The 2,004-nt window shown below is 70.3% G+C and carries 3 protein-coding genes; 1 reads left to right on the top strand and 2 read right to left on the bottom strand.

Annotated features, from left to right (window positions below; genetic code table 11):
* On the bottom strand, nt 1–810 hold an 810-nt coding region (locus tag ACTUAL_RS31295; RefSeq protein ID WP_440902750.1), incomplete at its 3' end, for an LVIVD repeat-containing protein.
* 158 nt (nt 811–968) lie between these two features.
* On the opposite strand from ACTUAL_RS31295, the gene ACTUAL_RS31290 reads away from it, so the two are divergent.
* A complete protein-coding gene (locus ACTUAL_RS31290; RefSeq protein ID WP_440902749.1) occupies nt 969–1,595 on the top strand; it encodes a DUF305 domain-containing protein in 627 nt (208 codons plus the stop codon).
* Nucleotides 1,596–1,783: 188 nt separating this feature from the next.
* On the opposite strand, the gene ACTUAL_RS31285 is transcribed toward ACTUAL_RS31290, so the two are convergent.
* Nucleotides 1,784–2,004 (bottom strand): hypothetical protein (locus tag ACTUAL_RS31285; protein WP_440902748.1); only part of this gene is annotated, 221 nt, incomplete at its 5' end.

Raw genomic sequence — 2,004 nt, 5'->3', positions numbered from 1 at the left:
GGTGATGTCGTGGCAACCACTGGTCGCCGTGCCGTTGCCGCTGCCCTTGTATCCGCCGTCGGGGAAGAGGTTCGGCGTGGCCACCACCGCCGCGTCGGTCGGGGTGCTCAGCGGCACCTTGACGATCGAGATCAGGTCGTGCGGCGGCTGGCAGTCCGGGAAGGTCGCGTTGGGCGAGTACGACGAGACGTAGAGGTAGGCGGTGCGCCGGTCGGCGCTCGGCACCAGCGTGTGCGTGTGCGAGCCGCACTTGGTCTCGACCGAGGCGATGTAGCGCGGGTTGCGCTTGTCGCTGATGTCGAAGACCTTGATGCCCTCCCAGGCGTCCTTGTTCGACGCGGCCAGCGGCGTGCTGGCGCAGGAGTTGTCGCTGCGGGAGGAGTCGGTGGACAGGAACAGCAGGTTGTCCTTGACCGAGATGTCGTTCTGCGAGCCGGGGCACAGCACGGAGCTGACGACCTTCGGCCGGCGGGGGTCGCGGATGTCGTAGATCGTGAAGCCGTCGTAGTTGCCGTCGAAGGCGTAGCCGCTCTGGAACGCCACGTCGGTCCACGTGGACGAGCTGGTGAACGGCGCCTGCTTCGGCACGTTCGCGACGTGCTTGACGTTGCGGCTGGTGCGGATCTCGTCCACGCCGGGGACGCCGGGCTGCTCGGCGCTCTCCAGCTGGGCCTCGGACAGCCCCGAGAGGTCGTCCTCAGGCGCGGCGACGGCTTGCGGCCCCCAGGCCGCCATCGACAGCGCCAGTGCGATCGCCCCCAGCATGGCGGCAGGCGCTCTCCGCCGCCCGGCCGCACTGCGGATCTTCACCACGTGTTCCCCTTCCAAGGCACGTGCAGGGAATCGCAGTATTACCCCTTCGCAAGGCTAAGAACCAGACCCGGACGGTGGTTTTCCGAACGGTTCTCAAGGGGTGGTCCGCGAGGTATGTTGATCCGTGATCCGATCGCTGAGGGGGTTTGGTGCGGATGCGCGCGGTGATTCTCGCCCTGGTGGTGGCGGTGTTCGGCGCGGCGGCGGGGTGCGCCGCCGGGGCCGATCCCGAGGCCGCCCCGGTGATCGCTCCCGGCAGGCCCGGCGAGGCCGGGCAGACCGTGGCGCCGGGGGACGTGGGCACCGACCTGTGGTCCGCGCCGACCGAGGTCGACCTGGGCTACGTGGCGAAGATGATCACCCACCACCGGCAGGCGCTGGCCATGACCGAGCTCGCCCCGGACCGCGCCGAGAACGACGTGGTGCGCCGGATCGCCTCCCGCATCCACGACGTCCAGGGGCCCGAGATCCAGGCCATGGAGTCCTGGCAGCGGCAGTACGGGCAGGTCGGGGAGGCGCACGGGCACGTCGGCGGGGTGGAGGACCACGGCGGGATGCCGGGGATGGCGACCGAGCGGCAGCTCGCTGAGCTGGCGGCGGCCAGGGGTGCGGACTTCGACCGGCTGTTCGTGCGGCTGATGGTCGCGCACCACGAGGGGGCGCTGGAGATGGCGCTGGCGCAGCTGAGCGAGGGGACGGACGTGCGGGTCGAGGAGATGGCGAACGACGTCGTGGCGACCCAGAGCGTGGAGATCGAGCGGATGCGCGCGATCCCGCTCTGAACGAGTTCCCGCCGCGTTCCGCCGCGTTCTCGATCAGTTTCGGCGCTGATTCGTGTTTCCCGGTCGCGGCTATTTGTTACGCCCGCGATAAATGATCGACCTGACCGGCGCGGGGAATTTACCCGCTGCCGCGCGAGAGCGGGAGCGCCCGTTCGGGTGCTCCCGCTTCGCGCTTTCGCGACTCGCCGTCACAACGGGCCGGGCGCCCCGCAGCGGATCTTCACCACCTTGGAGTAGCGGGTGTGCGTCCCGTGGTCGAAGGGCTCGCCGCACGAGCCGTACGACCACCAGCCGACCTCGACGGTGCGGGTGGCGTCCGAGTAGTAGGTGATGGTCACGCTCTCACCGGGCCCGGCGGGCGGGATGGCGCTCGCGGCGGGCGCGGCGGCGAGCAGGGCACCCGCGGTGA

Source organism: Actinosynnema sp., from assembly GCF_052038725.1.
Note: the sequence above shows the minus strand (reverse complement) of the source record. Positions and strands in the feature narration are given on the sequence as shown.

Bases quoted from the DNA above. Each gene is read 5' to 3' on its own strand.
- ACTUAL_RS31290 (WP_440902749.1), top strand. From the start codon at position 969: ATGCGCGCGGTGATTCTCGCCCTGGTGGTGGCGGTGTTCGGCGCGGCG.